Source organism: Corynebacterium liangguodongii (assembly GCF_003070865.1).
Classification (GTDB): Bacteria; Actinomycetota; Actinomycetes; order Mycobacteriales; family Mycobacteriaceae; genus Corynebacterium; species Corynebacterium liangguodongii.
The window spans coordinates 639,370-661,281 of sequence record NZ_CP026948.1 but is presented as its reverse complement, the minus strand read 5'-3'; the positions used below and the strand labels follow the sequence as shown (position 1 = coordinate 661,281).

The 21,912-nt window shown below is 59.7% G+C and carries 15 protein-coding genes, 3 rRNA genes, 1 other RNA gene and 1 pseudogene; 5 read left to right on the top strand and 15 right to left on the bottom strand.

The window, feature by feature from the left end:
- The first annotated feature begins 27 nt into the window (after positions 1-27).
- From C3E79_RS03150 to C3E79_RS03135, 4 genes are read left to right on the top strand one after another with little or no spacing between them, the layout of a single operon-like run.
- The gene (locus tag C3E79_RS03150) at positions 28-984 is read left to right on the top strand and encodes an ABC transporter permease (protein ID WP_108403595.1); all 957 of its coding nucleotides are present in this window, start codon (positions 28-30) and stop codon (positions 982-984) included.
- Entirely contained in the window at positions 984-1,889 is a 906-nt protein-coding gene (locus C3E79_RS03145; protein WP_108403594.1) for an ABC transporter permease, read from the top strand. Before C3E79_RS03150 ends, C3E79_RS03145 begins: the two co-directional genes overlap by 1 nt.
- On the top strand, positions 1,886-3,475 hold the full coding sequence (locus tag C3E79_RS03140) for a dipeptide ABC transporter ATP-binding protein (protein ID WP_108403593.1): 1,590 nt from the start codon (positions 1,886-1,888) through the stop codon (positions 3,473-3,475). Before C3E79_RS03145 ends, C3E79_RS03140 begins: the two co-directional genes overlap by 4 nt.
- 13 nt (positions 3,476-3,488) lie before the next feature.
- On the top strand, positions 3,489-5,813 hold the full coding sequence (locus tag C3E79_RS03135; protein WP_108403592.1) for an arylsulfatase: 2,325 nt from the start codon (positions 3,489-3,491) through the stop codon (positions 5,811-5,813).
- 63 nt (positions 5,814-5,876) lie between these two features.
- Here the strand turns inward: C3E79_RS03135 and rrf are convergent.
- The 8 genes from rrf to C3E79_RS03095 all read right to left on the bottom strand — a co-directional run bounded on the left by rrf (position 5,877) and on the right by C3E79_RS03095 (position 16,201).
- Positions 5,877-5,994 (bottom strand): 5S ribosomal RNA (gene rrf / locus C3E79_RS03130).
- A gap of 85 nt (positions 5,995-6,079) precedes the next feature.
- Positions 6,080-9,159 (bottom strand): 23S ribosomal RNA (locus tag C3E79_RS03125).
- A gap of 335 nt (positions 9,160-9,494) precedes the next feature.
- Positions 9,495-11,014, bottom strand: a 16S ribosomal RNA gene (locus tag C3E79_RS03120).
- The 16S, 23S and 5S rRNA genes sit together here, the layout of an rRNA operon.
- Positions 11,015-11,433: 419 nt before the next feature.
- Entirely contained in the window at positions 11,434-12,189 is a 756-nt protein-coding gene (locus tag C3E79_RS03115; protein WP_108403591.1) for an iron ABC transporter ATP-binding protein, read from the bottom strand.
- A complete protein-coding gene (locus C3E79_RS03110; RefSeq protein ID WP_108403590.1) occupies positions 12,186-13,199 on the bottom strand; it encodes an iron chelate uptake ABC transporter family permease subunit in 1,014 nt (337 codons plus the stop codon). Before C3E79_RS03110 ends, C3E79_RS03115 begins: the two co-directional genes overlap by 4 nt.
- Positions 13,192-14,166, bottom strand: coding sequence for an ABC transporter permease (locus C3E79_RS03105; RefSeq protein WP_179948310.1), 975 nt, complete (start codon positions 14,164-14,166; stop codon positions 13,192-13,194). The genes C3E79_RS03110 and C3E79_RS03105 overlap by 8 nt, the downstream gene beginning before the upstream one ends.
- On the bottom strand, positions 14,166-15,170 hold the full coding sequence (locus C3E79_RS03100; RefSeq protein WP_108403589.1) for a siderophore ABC transporter substrate-binding protein: 1,005 nt from the start codon (positions 15,168-15,170) through the stop codon (positions 14,166-14,168). Before C3E79_RS03100 ends, C3E79_RS03105 begins: the two co-directional genes overlap by 1 nt.
- Positions 15,171-15,298: 128 nt before the next feature.
- On the bottom strand, positions 15,299-16,201 hold the full coding sequence (locus C3E79_RS03095) for an LLM class oxidoreductase (RefSeq protein ID WP_268876079.1): 903 nt from the start codon (positions 16,199-16,201) through the stop codon (positions 15,299-15,301).
- Between the two features lie 64 nt (positions 16,202-16,265).
- Here C3E79_RS03095 and C3E79_RS03090 point away from each other — a divergent pair.
- A pseudogene (locus C3E79_RS03090) lies at positions 16,266-17,616 on the top strand (IS256 family transposase).
- A gap of 444 nt (positions 17,617-18,060) precedes the next feature.
- Here the strand turns inward: C3E79_RS03090 and C3E79_RS11810 are convergent.
- The 7 genes from C3E79_RS11810 to ftsE form a co-directional block, all read right to left on the bottom strand.
- Complete coding sequence (locus C3E79_RS11810; RefSeq protein ID WP_412778880.1) at positions 18,061-18,171, bottom strand: hypothetical protein; 111 nt, start codon at positions 18,169-18,171, stop codon at positions 18,061-18,063.
- A gap of 204 nt (positions 18,172-18,375) precedes the next feature.
- Positions 18,376-18,597 carry a flagellar biosynthesis anti-sigma factor FlgM gene (locus C3E79_RS03085; RefSeq protein ID WP_108403588.1) on the bottom strand — a complete coding sequence of 74 codons (222 nt, stop codon included), beginning with the start codon at positions 18,595-18,597 and terminating at the stop codon, positions 18,376-18,378.
- A gap of 121 nt (positions 18,598-18,718) precedes the next feature.
- Positions 18,719-19,101: a transfer-messenger RNA gene (gene ssrA / locus C3E79_RS03080) on the bottom strand.
- 42 nt (positions 19,102-19,143) lie between these two features.
- The gene (locus C3E79_RS03075) at positions 19,144-19,791 is read right to left on the bottom strand and encodes an SDR family oxidoreductase (RefSeq protein WP_108403587.1); all 648 of its coding nucleotides are present in this window, start codon (positions 19,789-19,791) and stop codon (positions 19,144-19,146) included.
- Positions 19,788-20,279: an SsrA-binding protein SmpB gene (gene smpB, locus C3E79_RS03070; RefSeq protein WP_108403586.1), complete on the bottom strand. Its 492-nt coding sequence runs from the start codon at positions 20,277-20,279 to the stop codon at positions 19,788-19,790. Before smpB ends, C3E79_RS03075 begins: the two co-directional genes overlap by 4 nt.
- 22 nt (positions 20,280-20,301) lie before the next feature.
- The gene (ftsX, locus tag C3E79_RS03065) at positions 20,302-21,204 is read right to left on the bottom strand and encodes a permease-like cell division protein FtsX (protein WP_108403585.1); all 903 of its coding nucleotides are present in this window, start codon (positions 21,202-21,204) and stop codon (positions 20,302-20,304) included.
- Positions 21,204-21,905, bottom strand: a complete 702-nt coding sequence (gene ftsE / locus C3E79_RS03060; protein ID WP_108403584.1) for a cell division ATP-binding protein FtsE — start codon at positions 21,903-21,905, stop codon at positions 21,204-21,206. Before ftsE ends, ftsX begins: the two co-directional genes overlap by 1 nt.
- Positions 21,906-21,912 lie beyond the last annotated feature (7 nt).

The following is a 21,912-nucleotide window of genomic DNA, read 5'->3' as shown; positions in this document are numbered from 1 at the left end:
CTCCCATAGACTAGCAAGGAATCAGCCGTGGTTAATCACTTACTTCACCGCTTCCCGCCGGCGCTGCTCACTCTCGTGCTCGGCTCTATCGTGATCTTCGCCCTGCTCCGTGTGTTTCCCGGCGATCCCGCAGAGGTAATGGCAGGAGCGGATGCCCCTCCCGAGGCCATTGACTCGATCCGCCGATCCTTGGGTCTGGATCGGCCTGTTCTTAGTCAATACTTCGCCTGGATCGGGTCCATCATGACCTTGAATTTCGGGGATTCGTACGTAATAGGCGGTTCGATTTCTGAGCTTCTTTCCGCAGCCGCGCTCAACACGTGTGTACTCGCTTCCAGCGCCCTCATCCTCTCTATGCTCATTGCTCTTATCCTCGGAGTCGGCGTCGAACTCATCGATGTTCGGTGGGCCCGCGATGCCGCGGCCGCAATAACTACCCTTGCATTGGCGATCCCGAACTTCGTCGTGGGCACGGTACTTCTCATTGTCTTCAGCGTCGTCCTCGCAGTGCTTCCGGCTGGTGGCATTCCCCGGGAAGGGCTAAGTGAAAACCCAGAGATCACTGTCCAGTTTCTTGTACTACCCGCGATAGTTCTCGCGCTTCCAGTTGGCTCCCAACTGGCACGGTTTCTCCAAGACTCGATCAGCCGGGAACTGAGAGCCTCGTACGTGACAACGGCCCGAGCGCTCGGTATCCCTCGTTCACGCATTATTCTTACCCAGGTCCTCCCTAACGCCCTTCCTGCCGCATTGACGGTCCTCGGGCTCGAAATCGGGCATATCTTCGGAGGAACCGTCATCGTCGAAGCTCTTTTCGCCTGGCCGGGCCTCGGTTATCTGACGCAACAGGCCATTATCAACCGCGATTACCCGGTGGTCCAGATCATTCTCTTGCTCTCCGTGGCCCTCTATGTCTTCATCCAGCTCGCCTCCGACATCACCCATGCCGTTTTGGACCCACGCATTCGAATTGGAGCCCGTTGATGAGTAGCGTCTTTTCCAGTTTCCCACGTACCGCCGTCGACGTGCGTGGAGCAGGCAACATCTCCATTCTGGGTGCACCCCGGGGGCGAGCCCGCGGCGCCATTCCGTTCGCCCATGGCAAGGGCCTCACGGGAGCCGTGCTTGTGGGACTAGTCGTCGCCGCTGGGCTGCTCGCACCCTTCCTGACGCCATACTCACCCGAGCAACAGATCGCAGGTGTCAATTTGACGGGGCCAAGTGCATCACACTGGCTCGGCACCGACGCGCTTAACCGAGATTTACTTACACGCACTCTCTACGGAATCCGGGTTAACCTCCTCATATCCTTCATCGCGGTCCCCCTCGGGGCCTCTTGCGGATGCATCCTCGGATTCTCGTCAGCGATGTGGAAGCCTACCGACGAGCTCGTCCAACGCGCCTTCGACCTCATACTTGCGTTCCCTGCACTTATCCTTGGCATAGCGCTGAGCGTGGTCTTCGGACCGGGCCTCAAAACGGTTTTCATTCTTGTCATTCTCATCAACATTCCAATTTTCGGCCGCCTGGCGCGCACGCAAGCGCTACGCGTGCGCGAGCTTTCCTACGTCGAATCCGCCGCCGCGTGTGGCGCGGGCACGTGGTGGATCCTTCGCCGACACATCATGCCAAACAGCCTGTCCCCGATCATGGTTCAATTCTCCATCGCCATGTCCCTAGCTGTCTTCGTGGAGGGGGCGATGAGTTTTCTCGGCATCGGGGTGATGCCTCCAGCACCTTCTCTCGGCTCACTGATCAACGAGGGCGCTGCGTACGTCTACCACGCCCCCTTATTCGCCGTCGGCCCACTCGTTGTTGTCATCTCCTTTGCAATGGGTTTGATGCTCATTGCACAGGCCGTTTCAGAAAGGAACCGCTTAGAGCCATGAGCAAGCCATTGTTGACTATTCGAGATCTACACGTCACCTTTGCGCAGCCGCGCTCCGCTGTCGAATGCGTAAACCTCGACGTCCACCGCGGTGAAACCGTCGCCCTCGTTGGTGAATCAGGATCCGGTAAATCCATGACCGCGCGTGCCATCATGGGACTTCTACCCGCAGGCGCAAAGGCGTCGGGCTCGATTGCAATCGGCGGCGAGGAGCTCCTTGGCAGGGACGAAAAGATCCTCAATGCGCACCGCGGTTGCACAGTCTCCCTAGTCTTTCAGGACCCGCAGTCCGCGTTGAACCCGGTACGGCGCATTGGGTGGCAGATCAAGGAGGCCATCGCAGCGCACTCGCTCGTCGCACAAGGATCGGAGGGTGCTCGGGTCCATGAACTCTTGGAATGGGTCGGCATCCCTGATCCCGCGCAGGCGACCCGAAAGTACCCGCACCAACTTTCAGGTGGACAACGGCAGCGGGTTGCCATTGCGCTTGCGCTTGCAAACGATCCCGATCTACTCATCGCCGATGAACCCACAACAGCACTCGACGTTACTGTCCAACGGGAAATTCTCGAACTGATCCGCCACCTCTCGCAGCGCAACGGAATGGGCGTCCTCCTGATCACCCATAACATCGCCATTGCATCAAAGTATGCAGACCGTGTCACCGTTATGCGTGACGGCTGCGTATTGGAGAAGGGGAAGATCTCCGACGTCTTTACCCACCCGAAGCATCCGTATACGCGAAAGCTTCTGGAAGCGGTCCCTCGGTTGGACACCCCTGGTCCGAGAGAAGACCCCGGGCACGTTGAAGCCCCGTTCGTCGAATGCCGAGATGTCTCCGTTGCATACCACACGGCGGGTTCAGACCCCTTCTTCGCTCTCAGATCGGTCAGCCTGGCCATCGAGAAGGGGACCGTATTAGGGCTCGTTGGGGAATCCGGCTCCGGAAAATCAACGCTCGGACGCGTTGCAGCAGGTCTGGTGATCCCGAGTGCCGGCACGGTATCAGTTGGCGATCACAACCTAGCTGAGCTGAGCACACGTGAACTGCGCAAGCTTCGTCGAGATTTTGCGCTCATTCCACAAGATCCAGCCGCCTCGCTTAACCCTCAACGCACCGTCGGCGAAAGTATTCGGGAACCCCTCGACATCCATCGGGTGGGAGACCGGGAGTCGAGAAGACAACGCGTTGCCTCACTCCTCGACGCCTTGTCCTTACCCGCGGATTTCGCGAATCGCTATCCAGGTGAACTCTCCGGCGGCCAGCGACAGCGCGTGTCCATCGCCCGAGCCCTTGCCCTTTCGCCATCTTTGATCATCGCCGACGAGCCCACCAGCGCCCTTGATGTGTCTGTGCAGGCGGAGATCGTCACGCTCTTTCGCCAACTGCAGCGCGAACTGAGATTTACCGCGATCTTTATCAGCCACGACCTCGCGGTTGTCTCAGACATTTCCGACTCTGTAGCTGTAATGCGGCAAGGGGAACTCGTTGAGCACGGCCCTACCGACACCGTATTCCATCGACCTTCTAGCGGGTACATGCGCGATCTTCTCGGCGCTACTATTCCCGCCCCAGTTCACGTCTAGAAAGGAAGCTCTCATGTCGAAGCAAAACATTCCACCCTATGCTCGCGGTTACGAAGGTTTTAAGGGAACCGTAGGAAGAACGGTTGAGCAGTCCGACCCGTGGTGGCCGGAGGAGAAGCGGGCACCGGGAAATTCGCCGAACATCGTGCTCGTACTTCTCGACGACATGGGTTATAGCGACATCGGCCCGTTCGGCTCCGAAATCGCCACCCCTACTCTCGACAGGCTCGCACAGCGGGGAGTGAGGTTGACAAACTACCACACAACCCCGGTGTGCTCTCCCGCCCGCGCTGCAGTACTCACAGGGTTAAACCCGCACCGCGCTGGCTACGCCAGCGTAGCCAACTCTGATCCTGGCTACCCAGGCTTCCGTCTAGAACTTGGTGAAGACGTTGCCACCCTGCCCGAGGTACTGCGAGGACATGGCTACGCCACCTACGCGGTGGGCAAGTGGCATCTCACACGCGATGCTCTGCTCAACGCGGCGGCCGACAAATCGTCGTGGCCCATCCAACGCGGGTTTGACCAATACTACGGGGCGTTGGAAGCTTTCAATTCCTTCTTCCACCCAAATCAAATTGTTCAAGACAACACTATTGTGCAACGGGAGTCGACCCCGGAAGGCTACTACCTCACCGATGACTACACGGGCCATGCGCTGGAATTCATCAAGGGCCTACGCGCCTCCGACTCGCGCAAGCCGTTTTTCCTGTACTTCGCGCACACAGCAATGCATGGTCCGCTCGGGGCGAAAGAAAGCGACATCGACAAGTACCGCGGAACCTACGATGTAGGGTGGGATGCTATTCGGCAGCAGCGCTATCACCGCCAGGTACAGGCCGGCATTATCCCAGCAGGCACTCCCCTGCCAGAGGCCGTGGGGAAGCTCGGCCGTGAGATCCCGTCGTGGGAGAGCCTCGATGAGGACACGCGCTTCATATACGCGAAGTACATGGAGGTCTACGCCGCGATGGTAGACAATGTCGATCAAAGCCTTGGGCGGATCGTCGACCTGCTCGAAGAACTTGGGGAGCTCGACAACACAATCATCGTATTTACCTCCGACAATGGGGGGACAGCCGAGGGCGGTCCAGAAGGGACCCGATCCTATTTCAGCCGGTTTGCGAACCTGCCTGGAATTCCAGGCGATTTCGAAAGGGATACACCACTTAACCCGGAGCTCATCGGGGGGCCACGCGCGATGTCCCATTACCCGGAAGGATGGGGAAACGTCTCCAACACACCGTTCCGATTCTACAAAGGACAAACCTACGCCGGCGGAATCCGAGTGCCGCTAATCATTTCCTGGCCGCGCGGATTGCCTACCGACGGAAGTATCCGGCGCCAATATCAATACGTGACCGACCTCACTCCAACGCTGCTCGAATTGGCTGGCTTGAAGCATCCAGGAACACGCCACAACCTACCTGCGAAATCTATCGATGGCGCGAGCTTCGCCACGGTCTTGCACAACCCAGAGGCGCCGAGCACGCACACCGAACAGTATTCGGAATGGGGTGGCAACCGCGGCTTCTATCGAGACGGATGGAAGGTAGTGGCAAATCATGAGCCCGGCACTCCCTACGACGACGGAGAGTGGGAACTCTACCACGTGGAACAAGACCCCAACGAGATCAACAACCTCGCTTGTCGTTACCCCGAAAAGCTCCGCGAGCTTGCCGACGCATGGGAACGCGCCGCATGGGAAAACACCGTCTTTCCCCTCGATGACAGATCCAATCCCCACAGCTACCGGCGGAGAGCGGCCGAGGCGGAATTCGACAAACCCGTCACGATTCTCCCCGGTACTCCCAAACTTGAACGCTACCGTTCCTCAAAGCTCACCAAGCTAAGAGCATTTAGAGTGTACATAGACGTGGAATACGACGACGGTAACGAAGGAATTCTTCTCTCCCACGGTGACCAGGGCGGCGGATACGCTCTCTACATCAAGGAAGGAAAACTCTGGTTCGCATTCAACGAATACGGGCGCCTACACGACGTCGATTGCGGCTCCATACCTATTGGACACCACGACATAGTCCTGAACACAATTCCCCTGCCCAATTTCCGCGCAACGCACAAGGTATACCTCGATGGAAGGCAGGCCGGTGCGCTCGACGAAGTGTGGGCACTGATCGGCTTCGCCCCATTTAGTGGGATTGACGTAGGAGTAAACCGCGGCGGGCCCGTGCACTGGGGCCTCTACGAGCAACACGGATCTTACCGCTACACCGGCAAGCTCCACTCGGTGCGGTACGTCCCTGGCCCCAGGACAGACTATGATCCTGAATTGATCGCCGAGCTGGAGCGAGATGTCGAAGCAGCGGGAGATTAGATAAGCAAAAGGGAGGAAAGCCCTGGCGTGGGTCTTCCTCCCTTTTGTGGTGTGAAGTTGTTGGGTCGGCGGTAACTTACTCTCCCACCCCCTCCCGGGGGCAGTACCATCAGCGCGGGCGGGCTTAGCTTCCGGGTTCGGAATGGGTCCGGGCGTTTCCCCGCCGCCATCAACCACCGACACACTTTGTGGGGTCACAATATGGTGTTGTTGTGGTGTGTCAGATACTGCATAGTGGACGCGTGCACCCCTTTTGTTGTGGGGGTTTTTGTGTGTATTGGTGTATTAGTACCAGTCACCTCCGACAGTTGCCTGTCTTCCAGATCTGGCCTATCAACCCCATCGTCTGTGGGGAACCTCGAGCGAAACCTCATCTTAAAACAGGCTTCCCGCTTAGATGCTTTCAGCGGTTATCCCTCCCGTACGTAGCCAACCAGCCATGCTCCTGGCGGAACAACTGGCACACCAGAGGTACGTCCGTCCCGGTCCTCTCGTACTAGGGACAGCCTTCTTCAAGTTTCTGCGCGCGCGGCGGATAGAGACCGAACTGTCTCACGACGTTCTGAACCCAGCTCGCGTGCCGCTTTAATGGGCGAACAGCCCAACCCTTGGGACCTACTCCAGCCCCAGGATGCGACGAGCCGACATCGAGGTGCCAAACCATCCCGTCGATATGGACTCTTGGGGAAGATCAGCCTGTTATCCCCGGGGTACCTTTTATCCGTTGAGCGACACCACTTCCACACGTTGGTGCCGGATCACTAGTCCCGACTTTCGTCCCTGCTCGACATGTTCGTCTCACAGTCAAGCTCCCTTGTGCACTTACACTCTAAAGACCTGATTGCCAACCAGGCTGAGGGAACCTTTGGGCGCCTCCGTTACTCTTTGGGAGGCAACCGCCCCAGTTAAACTACCCACCAGGCACTGTCCCCAACCCAGATCATGGGCCAAGGTTAAGGCCTCCACAACGGTCAGAGTGGTATTTCAACAACGACTCCACCACCACTAGCGTGACGGTTTCACAGTCTCCCACCTATCCTACACAAACCGCAGCGAAGACCAATACCAAGCTATAGTGAAGGTCCCGGGGTCTTTTCGTCCTGCCGCGCGAAACGAGCATCTTTACTCGTACTGCAATTTCACCGGGCCTGTGGTTGAGACAGCAGGGGAGTCGTTACGCCATTCGTGCAGGTCGGAACTTACCCGACAAGGAATTTCGCTACCTTAGGATGGTTATAGTTACCACCGCCGTTTACTGGGGCTTAAATTCTCCGCTTCGGGGCATACACCCCTAACAGGTCCTCTTAACCTTCCAGCACCGGGCAGGCGTCAGTCCGTATACATCAACATCACGTCTTCGCACGGACCTGTGTTTTTGATAAACAGTCGCTCCCCTCTATTCTCTGCGACCACCACCAGCAACCACCCGCACAGGGCAGCAACCAGCAGTGGTCCCCCTTCTCCCGAAGTTACGGGGGTAATTTGCCGAGTTCCTTAACCACAGTTCACCCGACCGCCTTAGTATTCTCTACCTGACTACCTGTGTCGGTTTCGGGTACGGGCCGTATATAGACTCGCTAGAGGCTTTTCTCGACAGTCCAGGATCACTTACTTCACCCCCAATAGGGCTACGCATCACGCCTCACACATAGTGATCGCATGCATTTCACACACAATCGTGCCACACGCTTACACCACAATCCACTAAGCGGCTAAGCTACCTCACTGCGTCACCCCATCACTGTGCTACAACGATTCAGGCCCCACACCACACCACCACCAACCCCCACCAAAGATGGGGGTATAAGACAGTGATGCGGCACGGTTAGTATCACCGCGTCACACTTGGGCGCCTACACACGGGTACGGGAATATCAACCCGTTGACCATCGACTACGCCTGTCGGCCTCGCCTTAGGACCCGACTCACCCTGGGAAGACGAACTTGACCCAGGAACCCTTAGTCATCCGGCGGATAAGATTCTCACTTACCACTCGTTACTCATGCCTGCATTCTCACTCGCACACAGTCCACAACCCCTCACGGTACTGCTTCACCCCATGCACGACGCTCCCCTACCCATAGAACACTATGCCGCGGCTTCGGCGGTGTACTTGAGCCCCACTACATTGTCGGCGCGGAACCACTCGACCAGTGAGCTATTACGCACTCTTTCAAGGATGGCTGCTTCTAAGCCAACCTCCTGGCTGTCTTCGCGATCCCACATCCTTTTCCACTTAGTACACCCTTAGGGGCCTTAACCGGCGATCTGGGCTGTTTCCCTCTCGACTATGAAGCTTATCCCCCACAGTCTCACTGCTATAGACCACTTCACCGGCATTCGGAGTTTGGCTGACATTGCTAAGATGATAGTCCCGCTCAACCAACCAGTAGCTCTACCTCCGGCAAGCTGCTATAACGCTGCACCTAAATGCATTTCGGGGAGAACCAGCTATCACGGAGTTTGATTGGCCTTTCACCCCTACCCACAACTCATCCCCTCAGTTTTCAACCTAAGTGGGTTCGCGCCTCCACAACCTCTTACAGCTGCTTCACACTGGCCATGGGTAGATCACCCCGCTTCGGGTCCAGGACATGCCACTACACCACCCTCTTCGGATTCGCTTTCGCTACGACTACCCCACACAACGGGTTAACCTCGCGACATGCCGCTGACTCGCAGGCTCATTCTTCAAAAGGCACGCCATCACACACACGAGGTGCTCTGACGGATTGACAGCGCACGGTTTCAGGAACTATTTCACTCCCCTCCCGGGGTACTTTTCACCATTCCCTCACGGTACTATCCACTATCGGTCACACTGAGTATTTAGGCTTACCGGGTGGTCCCGGCAGATTCACAACAGATTCCACGAGCCCGCTGCTACTCGGGACACAACACACGAAGCAGCATCACGCGTTCACGTACAGGGGCTCTCACCCACTACGGCGCACCATCCCAAGTGACTTCCGCTCACGCAACACCACCACGCCCAAGGTCAGCAGCCCCCAGACAGTCATATCCCACAACCCCACACACGCAACCCCTGCCAGGTATCACACGCACATGGTTTAGCCTCATCCACGTTCGCTCGCCGCTACTAGCAGAATCATTATTATTTTCTTCTCCTACGGGTACTGAGATGTTTCACTTCCCCGCGTCACCCCCACACAAGCTATGAATTCACCTGCGGGTCACACCACACAACTGGTGCCAGGTTTCCCCATTCGGACATCCTCGGATCAACGCTCAATCGGCAACTCCCCGAGGCTTAACGCAGCCCTCCACGTCCTTCATCGGCTCAGCATGCCAAGGCATCCACCGTACGCCTTAAAAAACACACAAAAAAACACAAGAATAAAGATGCTCGCGTCCACTATACAGTTCTCACACACCACACCCACCCCCACACACGAGGGAAGGCTCACACAGAAACAACACCACGTGCTGCCCCAGACACCCAACAGCATGCCAACGCCCTCACAACCAAGTCCTGCATGCACGCAACCAACCATCAGCCACACACCACAACCACAACCCCCACACTAAAACAGGGGGGTGATGCGCATCCACCTGGAATTTTTTTCAAAAAAGGTGGCAGCAACACACACGGCCACTCAACCACCACACACCCACCAACCCACAGGGCCAGCAGATGACACAAAAAACAAACTCCTTAGAAAGGAGGTGATCCAGCCGCACCTTCCGGTACGGCTACCTTGTTACGACTTCGTCCCAATCGCCGATCCCACCTTCGACAGCTCCCTAACACGTTTAGGCCACTGGCTTCGGGTGTTACCAACTTTCATGACGTGACGGGCGGTGTGTACAAGGCCCGGGAACGTATTCACCGCAGCATTGCTGATCTGCGATTACTAGCGACTCCGACTTCATGGGGTCGAGTTGCAGACCCCAATCCGAACTACGACCGGCTTTCAGCGATTAGCCCCACCTCACAGTGTCGCACACGCGCTGTACCGGCCATTGTAGCATGTGTGAAGCCCTGGACATAAGGGGCATGATGATTTGACGTCATCCCCACCTTCCTCCGAGTTAACCCCGGCAGTCTCTCATGAGTCCCCACCATCACGTGCTGGCAACATAAGACAAGGGTTGCGCTCGTTGCGGGACTTAACCCAACATCTCACGACACGAGCTGACGACAACCATGCACCACCTGTACACCAGCCACAAGGGAAACCACATCTCTGCGGCGATCCAGTGTATGTCAAGCCCAGGTAAGGTTCTTCGCGTTGCATCGAATTAATCCACATGCTCCGCCGCTTGTGCGGGCCCCCGTCAATTCCTTTGAGTTTTAGCCTTGCGGCCGTACTCCCCAGGCGGGGCGCTTAATGCGTTAGCTACGGCACAAACCCCGTGGAAGGGACTCACACCTAGCGCCCACCGTTTACGGCATGGACTACCAGGGTATCTAATCCTGTTCGCTACCCATGCTTTCGCTCCTCAGCGTCAGTTACTGCCCAGAGACCTGCCTTCGCCATCGGTGTTCCTCCTGATATCTGCGCATTTCACCGCTACACCAGGAATTCCAGTCTCCCCTACAGCACTCAAGTTATGCCCGTATCGCCTGCAGTCCCACAGTTAAGCCATGGACTTACACAAACGACGCGACAAACCACCTACGAGCTCTTTACGCCCAGTAATTCCGGACAACGCTCGCACCCTACGTATTACCGCGGCTGCTGGCACGTAGTTAGCCGGTGCTTCTTCTCCAGGTACCGTCACTTACGCTTCGTCCCTAGCGAAAGGAGTTTACAACCCGAAGGCCGTCATCCCCCACGCGGCGTCGCTGCATCAGGCTTGCGCCCATTGTGCAATATTCCCCACTGCTGCCTCCCGTAGGAGTCTGGGCCGTATCTCAGTCCCAATGTGGCCGTACACCCTCTCAGGCCGGCTACCCGTCGACGCCTTGGTAGGCCATTACCCCACCAACAAGCTGATAGGCCGCGAGCTCATCCCATACCGCAAAAGCTTTCCACCACCCCATCCAAAAAGTGGTCATATCCGGTATTAGACCCAGTTTCCCAAGCTTATCCCGAAGTACAGGGCAGATCACCCACGTGTTACTCACCCGTTCGCCACTCGAGTACCACAGCAAGCTGTGGCCTTTCCGTTCGACTTGCATGTGTTAAGCACGCCGCCAGCGTTCATCCTGAGCCAGGATCAAACTCTCCACAAAAACATTTCGTCAAGAAACATCAGGCCGTGAAAAGCCCAACCCCAACCAAAAACCAACCCCACAACAACAACATCACAGGGAAGGCCAAACAATCTTTCCATTCACGCAGCCAACAATCAACCACGCACCACAACCACACACAAGTGCAGCCACAAGCAGCATCGCCATCAAAAGTTCACGACACCACCACCAGCACACACCACAACCCACACACAAAGCATGAGCACGCAGCCACAGCACGCAACCAACAATCAACCACGCACACACAAAACAAAAAAGTACATTGGCACACTATCGAGTTCTCACACAACACACGCACACCAGCCAAACGTTAACCTCTCGGCAACCTCAACCGGCGGCGAAGACATACATTAACCACAACCACACACCAACACAAATCCCCAGCACAAGAGGGGTGTTTAGTGGTAGGTAGCGAGCGGTCCGTGGGGGCCTTCAATCACTTTCACTTCGGTGTTGAAGATTTCGGTAAGGAGGTCGTCGCGCATGATCTCCGCCGGCGTGCCGAACGCCACGATCTGCCCGTCCTTCGCCGCGCAGATGAAATCGGCGTAGCGCGCCGCGAAGTTGATGTCGTGCAGCACGATGATGATGGTGCGCCCCAGCTCGTGAGCGGCGTCGTAAAGGTGCTTCATCATCTCCACGGAGTGGGCGATGTCTAGGTTGTTCAGGGGCTCGTCGAGAAGCACGTAGTCAGTCTCCTGGCATAGCACCATCGCGACGTAGGCTCGCTGGCGCTGACCACCGGAGAGCTGATCGAGGTAGCGGTTCTCGAGCGCACTCAACCCGAGGAAGTCCACGTATTTCGTGATGATGTCCTCGTCCTCCGGCGTGAGCCGGCCCCGCGAGTACGGGAACCGCCCGAAGCCAACGAGCTGGCGCACCGTGAGGCGAGTGACAAAATGGTTCTCCTGGCGCAGGATCGAGATCGTCTTCGCAAGGTCCTTCGACTTGGTCTGCGTGACGTCCATCGAGCCGATTTCCACGGTTCCCGCGTCGAGCGAGAGCAGCCGTCCGATCATCGTCAGCAGGGTCGACTTGCCTGCGCCGTTTGGCCCCACCAGCGCGGTGATTCCGCCTGCGGGAATCTGCAGGTTGACGGGGCCGATGGCGACGTCGTCGCCGTAGGCCTTGCGGACATCGGTCAGGGTAATCACAAGCGTCCCTTTCTCAAGATCACGACCAGGAAGGTGATTCCTCCTACCAGCTCGATGATGATCGAGACCACGCCTTGAGCATAGAAGATGTGGTTCATGATGAAGTAGGCCCCCGTGAGCACGACGTAACCGAGCACAATCGCCATGGGAAAGACGTAACGGTGGTCGTAAGTGTCCGTGAACTGGTACGCGAGCGTGGCCACGAGGAACCCAAGGAAGGTCATCGGCCCGACCAGCGCGGTGGACACCGCCATCAGGATGGACACCAAAATCAGCGTATAGATGGCATTTTTCCGAAAACCCACCCCGAGGTTGACGGAGACGTCGCGGCCAAGCGAGAGCACGTTGAGCCGGCGGGAGTTCAGCAGCACCAGGGTCACGGCGATGAGCACGAGCGGAATCGCGACGGGATAGAACGCCGGGTCCGCGTTGTTGACGGAGCCGAAGAGTCGGGCGGTGAGCACGTCGAACTCGCTGGGCGTGAGCATGCGTTGCATGAACGTCGATAAACTGCCCAGGCCCCCGCCGATGACGATGCCGACGAGCAGCATAGCGTGCAGATTGGCGGCGTTGTCGGTGAGCAGCCAGGAGTACAACACGAGCGACAGGCCCACCATGAGCACGAGCTGGAGCACGAACGTCTCGAGCGTGCGCGAGGCGATCAGTCCGGAGGCCCCGAGGAAGTAGATGGTGGCGGTGTTGATCGCGATATAGAGGGACTCGAACCCCATGATGGAAGGGGTAAGAATCCGGTTGTTGGTCACGGTTTGGAAAGCGACTGTCGCCACGCCCTGGCACACGGCGACCACCGCCATCGCGATCACCGCGTTCAGGCGCCGCTCCGCGATCAGCCAGTACGCGCGAGTACCAAAAGCCACGGGGTTGTCCCACGCGAGGAGCCCCGCGGTGAAGACCACGGCGAGCGCAACCATCACGCCGAGCGCGATGAAATAGCGCCGCTTGCTTTTCGACGTCTGAAACGCGCCGACGTTACGAACCACGCTACCCATGGCGGGCCTGTCTGATAATCAGCGCGATGAACACGACAGCGCCAACGAGGCCGAGGATCACCGAGACCGGCATCTCGAACGGCGCGATGATGGTGCGGCCGATCAGGTCGCAGGCGGCGACGATGCCGATGCCGAGGAGGCACACCCAGGGCAGGTTGGAGCGCAGGTCATCGCCACGGATCATGGAAACGATGTTGGGGACGATCAGGCCCAGAAATGGCAGGTAGCCGACCACAACGGTGACCACACCGGCGGCGATGGCCACCAGCGAGGTGCCCACGAGCACGATGCGGTTGTAGTTCAGCCCGATGTTGGTAGCCACGTCCTCACCCAGGCCGGCGGCGGTGAGGCGATCTGCGTAGAAGAACACCACGGCGACGACGAATAGGACGATCCACAAGACCTCGTACTGTCCGGCAATGACGCTGGTGAACGAGCCGGCGAACCACACGCCTAGGGATTGCAGCAACTGCGTCTGTAGCGCCCAAAACGTTGACACGGAGCTGACCACCGCGCCCAGCATGATGCCGACGATCGGCACGATGAGACTCGAGCGCAGCGTCACACGTCGCAGGAAGGCGAAGAACACCATGGTGCCCACGAACGCGAAGGCCACTGCCACGATCATGCGCACCAGGATGGAGGCGTTCGGCGCGAACACCATTGTGGCCAAGAGCCCCAGGCCAGCCCACTCGGTGGTTCCGGTGGTGGTGGGTTCGACGAAGCGGTTTTGGGTGAGCATCTGCATGATCAACCCGCTCATCGCCATGGCCGCGCCGGCGAGTATGAGAGCGATGGTGCGCGGCACGCGGGTGGCGTTGAACATGGCCCACCCGTCCTCGGCGCCGAGGATGTCGTACTGCCCCACTGCCAGGGAGGCGAAAAGGAGCGCGCCGACAACACCAGCACCCGCCAGGAACTTCCAGTCGAGAAGTGCCGGGCGGGTGGCGGTGGGGGCAGAGGACATTACTTGGAGGCCTCGAACTGATCGGCGATGTCGTTGAGGATCTCGGTGTAGGTGATGATGGACTCGTTGGTGTAGGTGTCCGCGGGCGCAACGTAGAGCTGACCCTCCTTGACTGCCGTGACGTTTTGCAGTGGCGCAGCATCCTCGATCACGCTCAGCGCGGCCGGGGAACCCTCATCAGTGCGCGTGCCAGCGTCGCGGTCGAGGATGAGCATCCAGTCCGGGTTGGCGGAGGCGATGGCCTCGACGGAGATGTCGTCGCCCTGATGGTCGTCGGTGGCGTTGTGGACTTCGAGAGCGGGCTTCATGCCGATCAGGTCGAACAGCGGGCCCCAGGTGCGGCCGACGCCCGGCGCGACGTAGCCGATCTCGCCGCCGGAGATGTTGACAGCCATCACGGTCTGCTCGGGGTTGTAGGCGGCCTTGGCGCGTTCGAGGGCGTTTTGGAAGTCGTCGACAAGCTGGGCGGCTTCCTCCTGCTTGCCGAAGATCTCGCCGAGGGACTCGGTGTGGCGGATCAGCTCGGCGTCGAAGGGCTCACCGTCGCGCGGCTCGAAGTCAACGAGAACAGCCTCGGGGACGAGCTGTTCAATGTCCGCGTCGTGGGTCTGGAAGCGCTGGCCGGAGACGATAACGTCGGGCTCGGCTGCGACGATGGCCTCGAGGTTGGGCTCGCGATGGTTGCCGATGTCGACGATGTTGTCGTTGTCGCCGATGCCGGGGATGGTCACCGGGACGAGCGCGCGCGCCGCGGCGACGGGCTCGATGCCCCAGGTGTCCAGGAGCTCGAAGGAGCGGTTGTCCAAAGCAACGACGCGCTGCGCGGGGCTCGGGACCTCCTTGACGCCGTAGTTGTCCTCGACGGTGACCGTGTTCTCGGCCTGCGCCGCCGTGGTGGCCGTGGCATCAGACGCCTGCTCCTGCGCGGCGGAGCAGGATACAACGGTCAGCGAAACGGCTGCGACGAGCGCTGCCGCGGCGGTTCGGGTATTGAAACGGGACAAGGTCCGCGTCCTTTCTCTCTTAAAACTTAGGTAAGGATTACCTTGGAGATAGTATGGGGGCGACCCAGGTTAGCCAACCCTTACCCCCGGGGCCAACGCAGAATTACACTACACTAGTGTTTTCTAATTCAGTCCGCGGGGGTAATTTCCGGCATCACGTTCTGAATGAACTCGTCGATCTGCTCTTCCGCATCGCGCTCAGAAGCGCGGAAGTTGACCATCACGTGACTGATCCCGATCTCGCGCTGCTTGTGCAGCAAACGAATCAGCGCGTTGCGGCCCAGCCGGTAGCCGAAGTGGTGCCCTTCCGCCTCGGCGTCCGGGTTCGGATGCAGGTCAAGCCACAGCGACTCGGCGAAGGGCTTCCACCCGCCGCCGAGCGTATCGACGGCGACGTTCCAGTTGTCCACGTTGACCTTCTGCATCTCAAGGCCTTTGTGGTACATCAGCCACCCGTGCGTGTGTTCAGCACGCCACTGCATTGTCTGCTGGAGCGAACCGGTGGCTAACAACGGCACGTCCCGCGCACTCGGTTTGGGGACGACATCCGCGCCGCCCATCTTCCCGCCGGACCAGCGAATCGGCGAGTAACTGGTGGTCATGGCCTCGCGGTAGACGCGCAGGTGCTCCGCCAGCACGTCTCCCCTGGTCCCGCGATCTTGCCCGAAGGCGGGAAACTCCTCCGGCCGATCCCCCGTGGCGATGCCGAACAAGAACCGCCCTCCCGAAAGCCTGTCCAGCGTTGCCGCGCGCTTGGCCATGAGCAGCGGATGCTGGAATGGCACGACAACTGCCGCTGTGCCGAGCGCGATCGTCGACGTCCGCGCGGCCAGGTAGGACAAGTACATCCACGGGTCCCACACCTGGCCGACGTCGCCGAAGGTCTCCACCCGCAGCGGGATGTCGCGCACCCAAACGGCCGCGAACCCGGCGTCCTCCGCCTTGCGGATCAAGCGCACCTGATTGTCGAGCGAATCCTCGGTGCTTTCCTCCGCGCTTTCCTCGATCGGCAGGCTCAGGCCCACCGTCAGCTCGCCACGAGGGTGTCAGGAAATTTGTGTGTGAGGCTCTGATCCAGAAGGAGTTTCACCGATAATGACAACGGTGACAACGAAGAAAAACCATGACCAGGACAAGGTCAACGAGATCAGCGAGAAGCTGATGGAAAATCCTGAGCTCGCCAAGCTGATTGGCGAGTTGTCGACGTCCACCGATGACGCCAGCGACCTGGTCAAAGGTCTGTTGCAGGCATCGATTAACGCTGGTCTGCAGGCGGAAATGGATGCCCATTTGGGCTATGGTCATTCCGACCGGAAGATGAAGGCCCAGGTTGAACCAACACAGGGTAGTAACCACCGCAACGGGTCGTACACCAAGACCGTCAATTCTGGGTACGGCGCGTTGGAAGTGACCGTGCCCAGGGATCGTGCCGGTACGTTTACTCCCCAGATGGTGCCCAAAGGCTCACGCCGGCTCACAGAGCTCGACGACATGATTATCTCGCTGTACGCCGGTGGGATGACCGTGCGCGATATTCAGCACCATCTCGCCACCACCCTCGGGGTGGATATGAGCCCAGATACGATCAGCACCATTACCGACGCGGTGTTAGAAGAGGTCATGATCTGGCAAAACCGCCAGCTCGACGAGTTCTACCCAGTGATCTTCCTCGACGCGCTGCGAGTGAAGATCCGCGATGGCCACCGCGTGGTCAACAAGTCTTGCTACATGGCGGTAGGCGTCGACATGGACGGCATCAAACACATCCTGGGATTGTGGATCGCAGACAATGAAGGCGCCAGTTTTTGGGCATCCGTGTGCGCTGACCTTGCCAACCGTGGGGTCCAAGACGTGTTCATCGTCTGCTGCGACGGGCTCAAAGGCCTGCCGGAAGCCGTGGAGGCAACCTGGCCGAATTCCATGGTGCGAGATGAGTATCGTGCACCTGATCCGGGCGGCCAACAGGTGGGTGTCCTACCAAGACCGCAAACCCGTATCAAGTGCGCTACGGGAGGTCTACACCGCACCGAACGAGGACACCGCCCGCGCCGCCCTGGACGCGTTCGAGGCGTCCGAGCTGGGACGGAAGTATCCGCAATCGGTCAAGGTGTGGCGTGATGCGTGGGATCGGTTCGTGCCGTTTCTGCAGTTCCCGCCTGCGGCACGGCGGGTACTCTACACCACGAATTCGATCGAGTCACTCAATGCTGAACTGCGGAAAGCCACCCGCAACCGCGGCCAGTTCCCGAACGATACCGCGGCGCTGAAAACGCTGTGGCTGATGATCTGCAACATCGAGGACAAGCGCGCTGCCCAGCGAGCGAAGAAAGCCAAGCGCGCCATCGAATGCAACGGCTATATTGAAGGAGCGAAAGCCACCGGGTGGAAACAAGCCATCAACCAACTAGCCGTGGCTTACCCCGACCGATTCGCGGACTACTTGTAAACCAAGCCCCCCCGCACACAAAGAATCGGACACCCTCCTCGCCACGCCGAAACGTTCGGGCAAACCCCGGCAGTTCTGTGTGCGGGGTCTGTGAGAGTTGGAATAGCGGGTTTGTCTCGGGCATGGGCCCGAGTGTAGGCCGGTACCCACACCTAGTTGGGACGCCGCCTATTGCAGGGTGGAGCTAAATGCTGGGAGCCTGAATGGAGCGTCCAGCGTGGAAAAGGGTGTACTCGATAACGTCGGTGGGCAAGTCCGGGCACCACTGCCCGTGAACCTGCTCGATGATAAAAATGCCGGCCCCAGGTGTTTAATCCTGGCCCTGCTGTAATTCCTGAACTCAAAGTAAGCGTCATCGGCTGAGTTGAGCGCTGCGGCTTTCAAACCCTGGAGTAACTTCGCCGGCGCATCGGGCTGGTGTAAAGGCCGAAGACACCGCTGTGTTTACTGCGCGCTCATCCCAGCGCCCCACGAGCACACGGCAACGTAGAAGCTTACGGCCTCAGCCTCGGTCTCTACGGACTCCCCGAGTTCGAACAACCGCTGCCGGGACACAGAAAGGAAACGGTCATCCCTGGCCAGGAAATGAGGCAGCGGCAAAATTACTCGGCCAGCTTTTAACCCACCACTCGGGGCGAAAAAGTCTCCGTTTGCCCCCAGACGATCTCGGTGGACGCTGCATCCTCCGGTGGACCCAAGACCCTTAGAACGTGCAAGAAATCGTCGTTAGGCCGCGCCATGGAAGACGTCTACCTCCGACTAAAGCGCGGTGTCCTCCACGCGGCGCTCTTCCCAGGTCTCGATATTGTCCGGATGAATCGTCTGGATACGACCGAGGAGATCCTCGGCAGTGAACTCGGTGCCATTCTCTATGGCCTCGCGCAGCTGGGCCACGCGGTCCTCACCGGTTTCCGGGTGTTCGGTACGGAAGTAGAGGGTGTCGCCTTCGTACTGGGAGATTTCGATGGCGTCGATGCGCATGATGTGATCCTTCGGGTGAGCGGGCCAGGTTTCAGACGCAACAATAGCGGCCACGATGCTCACGCGCAGCGCAAGAGACAAAAAGCAAGCCCCGGACCGTTGCAGGTCCGGGGCTTGACCTCGGTGGAGCTGCCGGGAATCGAACCCGGGTCCTTCATCACCGCGCCAGGGCTTCTCCGTGCGCAGTTCGCACGTCGCCTCTACTCGGCCCTCCGGATCAGGCAAACATGTCCGGATGGCGGGCCCAGCCGGTGTGAGGTGTCCCCGCGGGCCGCACCGGCACGGCCCTTGGGCAAGTCCCCTAAGTCGATGCCAGGTACCGGGACGGGGACGGGCCCGGCCTGACAGACACGCTAGTCGCTAGCTCTTAGGCAGCGAGGGCGTAGTCACGCTGAGAGTTCTTCTCTGCGTTTATTGTTTGCTGCGACGCTTACGGTGGTCTCCAGCCTGCACCGGCACGCTTCCCCTGGCTTGGTCAATGAAGTCGAAACCAAAATCAACCCCATTCACTACGGGAACCGTAGGAGAACTCACTCTACGCCACGGCTAGGACTTGCGCAAGGGGCTCACGCGGAGGAAGTCGATCACGGCCTCCGGCCCCACGTCCACGGCGAGGCGGGCAGCTTGAGCCACTGCCGCGGGCGACATCTTCGGGCGGGGATCCCCGGCGAGCATATCGGTATCAGTCGGCCCCGGGTGCAGCGAGGTCACCCGCACCCGCCCCTGCTCTTCCAAGCGGAGCGTGTCGGTGAGGCCCTTTAAGGCAAACTTCGTGGCGCAGTAGACGCTGCCGCCCTCCACCCCGTGGAAGCCGGCGCCGGAGTTGATGGTGAGGATGAGGCCACGGGAGCGTCGCAAAGCGGGCAGCAGCTCGCGCACAAGCGTCACCCCCGCAAACACGTTGACCTCGAAGGCCTCGCGCCACTGCTCGTCCGTCAGCTCGTCAAAGGGCGCCTTCGGGTAGATGCCGGCGGCGTGGACGAGCACATCGAGCTCGCCAATTCCCGCGCAGGCCTGCGCCACCGCGGCGCTATCGCGCAGGTCGACCACGAAAGGCTCGGCGCTCGGCAGCGTGGCGACGACCTCGGATGCGTCCCGGGACGCCCCCACGTAGACGTGGTGGTCGCGCCCGAGCTCTTCGGCGATCGCGCGGCCGATACCCCGCGATGCCCCCGTCACGAGTGCCTTTTTCACGCCTTGATCCCCTTAAACTTCCGGCCCATCTCGCGCGCGATCTCGCGATCCTCGTCGCGCTTTTTAATGTCTTGGCGCCGATCGTAGTCCTGCTTGCCCTGCACGAGCGCGAGCTCGACCTTCGCCTTGCCGTCCTTCAAGTAAAGCGAGAGCGGCACGAGGGTCCGGTTGCCGTCGCGCAACTTGCCCTCGAGCGAGTCGATCTCGCGCCGGTGCATGAGCAGCTTACGGGTGCGCCGCGGGGTGTGGTTGGTCCACGATCCCCTCGAGTATTCGGGAATGTGGAGGTTACGCAGCCACACCTCGCCGTTATCGATGGTGGCAAACGCCTCGACGAGGCTGGCCTTGCCGTCGCGCAGCGACTTGATTTCCGTGCCGACGAGCACGATGCCGGTCTCGAAGGTATCGAGGATGTTGTAGTCGTGGCGAGCCTTCCGGTTCGTCGCGATGACGCCGCCGGAGGCATCCTTCTTCTTCTTTTTCGCCATAGTAGGCGACCAGTCTACCCCGTCACTTGCGCACGTAGGAACGCAGCGCCACCTGTGCGGCGATCCCCCCGAGCACCATGGCCGCGAGCGTGACCGCCGGCATGACGGTCGCGACCATCGAGTCGGGAACACGAGCGACGAGCTGGGAGGCATAGAGGTCCCCCATGAGCGGATCGACCAAGAAGCGCTTTCCGGCCCACACACCGGCAGTGGCGATGATGCCGCCGATGAGCACCGAGACCACGGCCTCGAGCACGAACGGCGCTTGGGTGAACCAGCGCGAGGCGCCCACCATGCGCATGATCCCGATCTGCTCGCGCCGGTTGAAGGCCGCGAGCTGGACCATGTTGGAGATGAGGAACAGCGCCGCGAGCGCCTGGGCCGCCGCGACGACGAAGGTGGCGTTACGGAAGGTATCCATCGTGCCGGCGGCCTCGCGGACGGTGTCAGCCTGGTCGGTAACCACGGCGACCTGCGGCATCTGGGAGACCGCCTCCACCGGGCTTGGATCGGTCGGATCCTTCAGCCGCACATGCAACGCCGCCGGCAGCGCGTCCGGGGTGGTCTCGCGCACGAGGTCCGGGTCGGTCTGGCCGAAGAGCTCGACGAACCTCTCGTAGGACTGCTGGCGGGAGCGGAAGGTCACCTGCTCAACCCCGTCGCTGGACTGCAGCTCATCGCGCACCTCAAGGCAGGCGGGCGAGGAGCAATCGGTATCCGTCGCCGAGATCTCCTCATCGAGCTCAATCATGACCTCGACGCGGTCGAGGTAGAGCGCCTTTGTCTCGTTCGTCGCTTGGGTAATGAGGATCCCTGCGCCGACGAGCACGAGCGAGAGCGCCGTGGTGATGATGAGCGCCACGGTCATGGTGAGGTTGCGCCCGAGCCCGCGGAAGGCTTCCTTGGCGATAAATCCCCAGTTCATCAGCGCACCTCCGAGCCGGTCACACCGTAGACGCCGTGCTTGTCGTCGCGCACGAGCTTGCCCAGGTTGAGCTCCATCACGCGCTGGCGCAGGTCATCGACGGCCCGGGCGTTATGGGTGGACATAATCACGGTCGATCCGAGCCTGTTGATGCGGGTGAGCAGCGCCATGATCTCGTCGGCCGTGGCGGGATCGAGGTTGCCCGTGGGTTCGTCCGCAAGCACGAGCGGGGGCTTATCGACGAACGCCCGCGCGATGGCGACGCGCTGCTGCTCTCCTCCCGAGAGCTCGTGGGGCATGCGGTTAGCCTTCGCGTCGAGCCCCACGAGCCCGAGCGCATCGGGCACGAGCTTGGCAATCTTGCGCTTCGGCTTGCCGGTGACCTCGAGGGCGAAGGCGACGTTGTCGTAGACGTTGAGCTTGGGCAGGAGGCGAAAGTCCTGGAAGACGTAGCCGATTGACTGGCGCAGCTTGTTGATCTCGCTCCCCTTGAGCGCGTTGACGTGGAAATCACCGAAGCGAATATCGCCGCTGGTGACGTTTTCCTCCCGGATCATCAGCTCGAGGAAGGTTGACTTGCCCGAACCGGAAGGGCCGATGAGGAAAACGAACTCGCCCTTGTCGATGGTAAAGGAGATGTCGTCAAGCGCGGGCCGCGTCGAGGTCGGGTAGGACTTTGTGACGTGGGAGAAGGTAATCATTGGCTCT

Bases quoted from the DNA above. Each gene is read 5' to 3' on its own strand.
- C3E79_RS03135 (WP_108403592.1), top strand. From the start codon at position 3,489: ATGTCGAAGCAAAACATTCCACCCTATGCTCGCGGTTACGAAGGTTTT.
- C3E79_RS03140 (WP_108403593.1), top strand. From the start codon at position 1,886: ATGAGCAAGCCATTGTTGACTATTCGAGATCTACACGTCACCTTTGCG.
- C3E79_RS03110 (WP_108403590.1), bottom strand. From the start codon at position 13,199: ATGGGTAGCGTGGTTCGTAACGTCGGCGCGTTTCAGACGTCGAAAAGC.
- ftsX (WP_108403585.1), bottom strand. From the start codon at position 21,204: ATGAACTGGGGATTTATCGCCAAGGAAGCCTTCCGCGGGCTCGGGCGC.
- smpB (WP_108403586.1), bottom strand. From the start codon at position 20,279: ATGGCGAAAAAGAAGAAGAAGGATGCCTCCGGCGGCGTCATCGCGACG.
- C3E79_RS03085 (WP_108403588.1), bottom strand. From the start codon at position 18,597: ATGCGCATCGACGCCATCGAAATCTCCCAGTACGAAGGCGACACCCTC.
- C3E79_RS03105 (WP_179948310.1), bottom strand. From the start codon at position 14,166: ATGTCCTCTGCCCCCACCGCCACCCGCCCGGCACTTCTCGACTGGAAG.
- ftsE (WP_108403584.1), bottom strand. From the start codon at position 21,905: ATGATTACCTTCTCCCACGTCACAAAGTCCTACCCGACCTCGACGCGG.
- C3E79_RS03145 (WP_108403594.1), top strand. From the start codon at position 984: ATGAGTAGCGTCTTTTCCAGTTTCCCACGTACCGCCGTCGACGTGCGT.